General features: G+C 35.5%; 5 protein-coding genes. 3 read left to right on the top strand and 2 right to left on the bottom strand.

Annotated features, from left to right (window positions below; all coding sequences use genetic code 11):
* On the top strand, positions 1–1,261 hold a 1,261-nt coding region (locus tag ACKI5B_RS03495; protein WP_407425881.1), incomplete at its 5' end, for a DUF5312 family protein.
* Here the strand turns inward: ACKI5B_RS03495 and ACKI5B_RS03490 are convergent.
* Together ACKI5B_RS03490 and ACKI5B_RS03485 are read right to left on the bottom strand one after the other, a co-directional pair.
* Complete coding sequence (locus ACKI5B_RS03490) at positions 1,258–1,743, bottom strand: prepilin peptidase (RefSeq protein ID WP_407425879.1); 486 nt, start codon at positions 1,741–1,743, stop codon at positions 1,258–1,260. The genes ACKI5B_RS03495 and ACKI5B_RS03490 overlap by 4 nt on opposite strands.
* 5 nt (positions 1,744–1,748) lie before the next feature.
* On the bottom strand, positions 1,749–4,361 hold the full coding sequence (locus tag ACKI5B_RS03485) for a hypothetical protein (protein WP_407425877.1): 2,613 nt from the start codon (positions 4,359–4,361) through the stop codon (positions 1,749–1,751).
* Between the two features lie 75 nt (positions 4,362–4,436).
* Here ACKI5B_RS03485 and hflX point away from each other — a divergent pair, with 75 nt between their 5' ends.
* Positions 4,437–5,759, top strand: a complete 1,323-nt coding sequence (hflX, locus tag ACKI5B_RS03480) for a GTPase HflX (RefSeq protein WP_407425875.1) — start codon at positions 4,437–4,439, stop codon at positions 5,757–5,759.
* On the top strand, positions 5,743–6,125 hold a 383-nt coding region (locus ACKI5B_RS03475; protein ID WP_407425873.1), incomplete at its 3' end, for a hypothetical protein. The genes hflX and ACKI5B_RS03475, both read left to right, overlap by 17 nt.

The following is a 6,125-nucleotide window of genomic DNA, read 5'->3' as shown; positions in this document are numbered from 1 at the left end:
GGAAAATCAAAAAAAGGCAATTGATTCTCTTGAAGAAGAAGCTATTGTAGAAGCTTCAAAATCAATGCAATTTAAAGATTTGAAAGCCAAGGTTAAGGAAGATATTTCAATTCTCTCATCAGAATTTGAACAGTCAGTAATTCAAGAAATTGATTCAATTTATTCAAAACTCCTGAATTTCAAAGCGCTTTGTACATTTGATTATTATTTCATTCTAAAAAAATTTGATTCGACATTGCATGAAAATGAATTTAACCACACACCAAAATTCTCAGCAATAGATGCCTCTTACATATCAGATGATATAAAAGATTTTCTAACAATTCTCTGGTCTCTGCCGTTAAACGAAGACTGGTCTGTTATCATGAACCTTCTTAAAAATATGCGCGGCGGTGCAGAACCAATTAAAAGCGGCCAGTGGGCAAAAATTACCTCAAGGCTGAATCAGATAAAAAATTCCCGTGTTCTTGAAATGATTGTTCAGCTTACTACAAAAAATCCTGCTTATGCTGTCGCCTATGAAGAAAAACGTGAACAGATTGTTGAACCTTACATCGAAAAAATCAAATTGCAGGCTACGACCGCAATTCAGAAACTTGAAAATGCACAGAAAAATTCAAAAATTGACTCACTTCTTACACAGATTTTCAACACAACAAGCATAAGTTCGCTGCAGTTTTATACTGATGAAGCAGGCTCTTATTTTGCAAAGAAAAATCTGGGTTCATTCGAATACACTCAGGCGTTAAACTACATGAAGGCTTTCCTTGTAGAATATGTAAAAAGGGATGTCCGTGAATATGCAGACCTTGTTCTTATTCGTGGAAAATGGGCTACAAATCCTCTCACTGCCGAAATGAGCGACGCTTACAATGCCCTTCTTGAATATTCAGAAAAAATTACCCTCTTTGATAAAAAACTCTCTGAAGAAGAAGGTGAATTCGGCATAAAACTCAAAACACTTCTGCCGAGAGCAGACAGAGATAAAGAATCAGCAAATATAATTAAAACCGTAATAAGAGACAGTAACTCACTTGCACGCGAATATATCGTAAATTCTACCAAAGCATTAATCACTTTTGGAAAAGGCACAAAAGCCCTTATTGAGGATTACCAGAAACAAAGACCGGAAATGCTTACAAACTGGAAGGAGCTGGACAGGTTTGCAGAAACTCCGATTAACGAGCTCGGTGTCGGGGTTTACAAAAAAATCTACCTTATCGTAAACCTGATGCAGAGTATGCTTGCGAGCCAGGCTTAAGCAATTACATAAAATAAAATCTTGGTAAAAACAGCTCCGGCTGTTATAAACGGTACAAGAGGAATGGCGAATATCGGTTTTAAGATATTATCATTCCTCTTTATTTTTTTGGAAATTACAGAATCTGTAAGATAAAAAAGAATTCCAAGTAAAGCTGCGAATACGACAGCTACAAGATTTTCATAAAAACCGCTGTAAAATGATGTCATGATTCCAAATAAAATATCATCCCAGCCGACAGCTGAATCAGAAAAAACACGCACGCAAAAAAAAGCCAGAAATGATGTTATGACAGCAAAGGCAGAGATTTTTAAATTCAAAATAAAAGGCAGATTTATAAAATAAAATCTTGAAATCAAAACAACAACGATTCCTGCAAAAACAGCAGAAACAGGTATTCTGAATTTTCTTGAGTCTATAAATGAAAGCGGCAGTGCAAAAAGTAAATAAACAGCACTAAAAATAAACCATGCGCGGGACATTATATTTATCTGAGAACTGAATCAACAAGTTTTTTAAATTCCAAATCTAAAGGTGCCGTCGATTTAAATCCGGGATTTTCTGCTATCTGAAATGTCCCGTCAGAATTTTGAATGATAGAATCTGGAATTTCTTCATTAAGGTCGGTAATTACATTATTTGCAGAAGCAATCTGTGTAAAAGAAAAAGGCATATTTTCCTCCGGAGTTTCTAAAACTTCCAGCTCAGAAACACTTTCTAATTCAGAAATATTTTCAAGCTCTTGAACATCATCGGCATTTTCTGCAATAAGTTCAGTAGTTTCTTCGGTTAAATACGGATTTTCATAAAAATGCTCGCTGTTATCGCTCTGGCCCTCAGAATCATTATACATATTTTCCAGAGCTGAATCTTCATCAAGGAAAGAATAATCCAGAAAATCAACCTTAAAACTTTCAATCAGCGGATTTACAGCGTTTTCATTATCATTTTCAATTGAAGGAACTCCGAATTCAATTTTTTCAAGAAGACGTTCATCTTTATAAATTTCATCGTCAGGAGAAATTCCGACATTCTTTACGCCCTCTTCAGGACTGTCTTCAGTGTCGTTTTCTTCTTCAGAATTGTCATTAGCTTCTTCATAATCAAGTTCTTCGATAATTTCATCATCATCCGCAATTTTATTTGCGCTGTCTTTTAAGCGCATGATATCGTATTGTTCGGCAATAGTAGGTTCCCTGGAAAGTCCTTCTTCATCAAGAGCTGTAAGTTCTGTATCTGTTAAAAATTCTACGCTGTCAATTTTATCTAAATCTTCTGTTTCTGGATTTTCTTGAATTTCTTCAGCTTCAGAAATTTCTTCAAGTTCATCATATTCTTCCGGTTCTGAAATCTCTTCAATTTCATCTGCGTCAGGAAGTTCCTCTGGCTCAGAAATCTCTTCGACATTTTCTGCATCATCAATTTCTTCGATATCTGAAAGCTCTTCCAGATTTTCGGCTTCTTCCACTTCTGAAATCTCGTCAATATCAGAAAGTTCTTCCGGCTCTTCAATTTCCTCAGATTCAGAATTTTCTTCGATCTCGTCTACTTCAGGAATTTCCTCAATCTCAGAAAGCTCTTCAACCTCATCTGCTTCATCAATTTCTTCAATATCTGAAAGTTCTTCCGGTTCATCAATTTCCGTTAGCTCAGAAATTTCTTCCGGTTCTGCTTCTTCTATTTCATCAGCTTCCGGAATTTCTTCAGTTTTGTTTATTCTGGAAGTATCTGCTGTTACGGCAGGACTATTTTGTGTTACTGCATTTATCTGAAGTTTTCCATTTCCAATTATGTCTTCAAGAGAAGATTTTACAATCTGTTTAAGCTGTTCCGCTTCAGGTAAAACCTGTTTTTCGACACCAATCGAAGAAAGCATTTCGTTCCAGCTTGAATTAAACAGAATCTGTATTTCTTCACCGTATTTTTTTACTTTTTTACCCAGACTTTTTATTATCCGCTTTTCAACAATTTTTCTCTGAGTTTCAAAATATTCAGGAGACTGTAATTCATCAAGTTTTTTATAAGCAGCCAGAAATTCGCTTTCATAGCGCTGAATTTTATCACGGATTACAACAATATCATCATGTTTAAAACTAAAAATCAGGAAAAAGGCAAGGAAAAGAGTGATAAAAGATGTTGCAAGAATTAAAATACGTATATATTTTGAAAAACGGAGCTCTGATTCTTTATAAACGGCTGCAATATAACCAAAATCATCGCGGGCAAGTTTTTCAGAAAAAACGCAGTAAACTTCGCTGCTTAAATTTTCATTTTCTGATTCAGGTGCAATTTTCCAGAAATCTTTATTTTCTTTTTCATGCCATTTCTGCAGGATTTTTTCGGATGCTGACTGTTTTCCAAAATTAGGAAGCCCAAAAACATAGCCTCCAAAGCCGCTTATAAAATTATTAGAATCCCTGTTTTCTGTTACTAAAACACAGAAACCGTTCATATCTATTAAATTTCTGTCATAAAGATAATGCGCAAAATCTCCTGCATCGCAGTAAAACAAAGCTGTTGCACGAAAATTTCCCGTTTTATCATAAAAAGGCAGTGAAAAGATAAGCCGGTTTTTCTCTCCGTCTTTTATAAGGCGGCATTTTTCTTCAGCATTTGCACTCTGAGGAAGCCAGTCTGATGATTTAACAGAATCAAAACCTGCTTCGCCGGTCGTATCATAATTTCTGTATACAATTCCTTTTTTATTTGCAATTATATCTGACTGGAAAGAACTGAAATATATATTTCTTCCGTTGTCATCAACTATTCTGATTCCTGAAAGACAAGGGGTTGAAGTCACAAGTTCTGAACGCAGTTTTTCTCTTTTCTGAGCGGAAAAATCTTCTGCTCTGGTTTCAATATAAGACTTCACATCTTCATCAATAACAAAGGAATTGAAGCGTTTTATGAGAATCTCAAGATATTCGTTTTGTGCATTAGCAATTTCTTTTAGTTTCTTTTCTTTTATTTCCCGGACTACAGGCTGATAAAAATTTACTTCAAGCAGGTCAAAAAGACCAGAAAAAGCAATTATCGAAAAAGCACAGAAAACAAGAATTGAAAGCAGAAGACTAAATGCGACTCTTTGGCCAGAAGTCATACTTTTCTATTACTTACTTTATTTTCGGCAAAATTCGCAACAAAAGCACGTAATTTATGATATAGTTTTATCATTATGAATTTGATAAATCTTGAGGACGAAGAAAATAAGAAAATCCGTTCCCTTTTGATTGGTGAACCTAAAAATGATATCACAGAATTAGAAGGTCTGGTAAAAACATTAGGTTATGAAATCTGCCGCTCTGTAATTTTAAACCGGATAGAACAGAATCCTGTATATGGAATTGGAAGCGGAAAAGCACAGGAAATTTCTGCGCTTGCAAAAGAACTTGAAATTGAAATAATCATTTTCGACTTTGAAATATCTCCACGAAAACAAAGAAACTGGGAAAAGCTTGTTAAAATACCTGTAATCGACCGTCAGGAAGTAATTTTGAGAATTTTTGCCAGCCGTGCTCAGACAAAAGAAGCTGTTCTGCAGGTTCAGCTGGCTCAGCTTGAATATGCACGACCGAGACTTGCTCATTCTTATGGAGATATGGCACGCCAGCGTGGAGGTAATTTCGGTTCAAAAGGAAGCGGAGAAACTCAGCTTGAACTGGACAGCCGTAAAATCCGTGAAAAAATCCAGCAGTTAAAAAAACAGCTTGCTCAGGTTGTCCGCGACAGAGAAACACAGCGCAAAAGGCGTGAAAAAATTCCGCTTCCCAGCTGCGCCCTGGCAGGTTATACAAATGCAGGAAAATCATCGCTTTTAAATGCACTTACAGGCGCAGATGTCTTTGTTGAAGACAAACTTTTTGCAACTCTCGATCCTACAACACGAAAACTGCAGCTTAAATCTTCAATAAAAACCAGTGAAAACGAAAAAGGTTTTTCAACAAATATTCTTCTCACTGACACAGTCGGTTTTATTTCAAATCTGCCGCATGCACTAGTAAATGCTTTCAAATCAACCCTTGAAGAAGCACAGAGGGCAAATCTGATTCTGCTGGTACTGGATTCAAGTGATGAGAAAATAGAATCCCAGTATTTTACTGTTACAAAAGTTCTTGAAGAAATCGGAGCTGAAAAAACACCTAGTCTTATTATCCTGAATAAAATCGATAAACTTCAGGACAATCCTGCCAGAATGGCAAAACTTTCAGAGCTTTTTCCAGATGCAGTAAAAATAAGTGCAAAAACTCATGAAGGTTTTGAAAATCTTTCTGAACAGATTTGTGAACAACTGTTAGGAAAAGAAATTTCATGTACAATTCCTTTTGAGAATCAAAATCTGTTGAATGAAGTAAGAAAAACTGGCATCATTACTGAAGAAATCTGGCTGGATGATGCAGTTCATATAAAACTTAAGGGCGGAGAGTTAAAAAAGAATCCGCGTTTAGCAGCATTAATCGCACCTTTCACTGAAGGAAATATTAATGAAAATTCTAAGTAATATAACTAAAATCAATAAAATTCTTCTGATGGTAATTGCTTTTATTTTTCTGATTATTATAGCCGTAACAGCCATAGCACTTTCCAGTCAGAATATTCATCCGGGCGAAGGACTCAGAAAAGAAGATCCTTCACCTCTTTCAGTTAAAGGGACAAAAAGTGCTTTTACTGAAATTGGGCAGATTCGGGTTTTCACTAAAGAAGACGAATTATCTCAAAAGACAATGATTATTCTGATTCCATGGCTTGAATACGATGGAAGTGATACTGCTTTTTACGAAGAACTGGCAAGAAAACATTTAAGTATTAAAAATATTTTTTTTTCATTTTTTCAAAATCATACACGGGAAGAACTTTTTTCTCTCGG

The organism is Treponema sp. (genome assembly GCF_045657965.1).
Taxonomy (GTDB): Bacteria; Spirochaetota; Spirochaetia; order Treponematales; family Treponemataceae; genus Treponema_D.
This window is presented reverse-complemented; position numbering and strand designations above follow the sequence as displayed.

Bases quoted from the DNA above. Each gene is read 5' to 3' on its own strand.
- ACKI5B_RS03490 (WP_407425879.1), bottom strand. From the start codon at position 1,743: ATGTCCCGCGCATGGTTTATTTTTAGTGCTGTTTATTTACTTTTTGCA.
- ACKI5B_RS03485 (WP_407425877.1), bottom strand. From the start codon at position 4,361: ATGACTTCTGGCCAAAGAGTCGCATTTAGTCTTCTGCTTTCAATTCTT.
- hflX (WP_407425875.1), top strand. From the start codon at position 4,437: ATGAATTTGATAAATCTTGAGGACGAAGAAAATAAGAAAATCCGTTCC.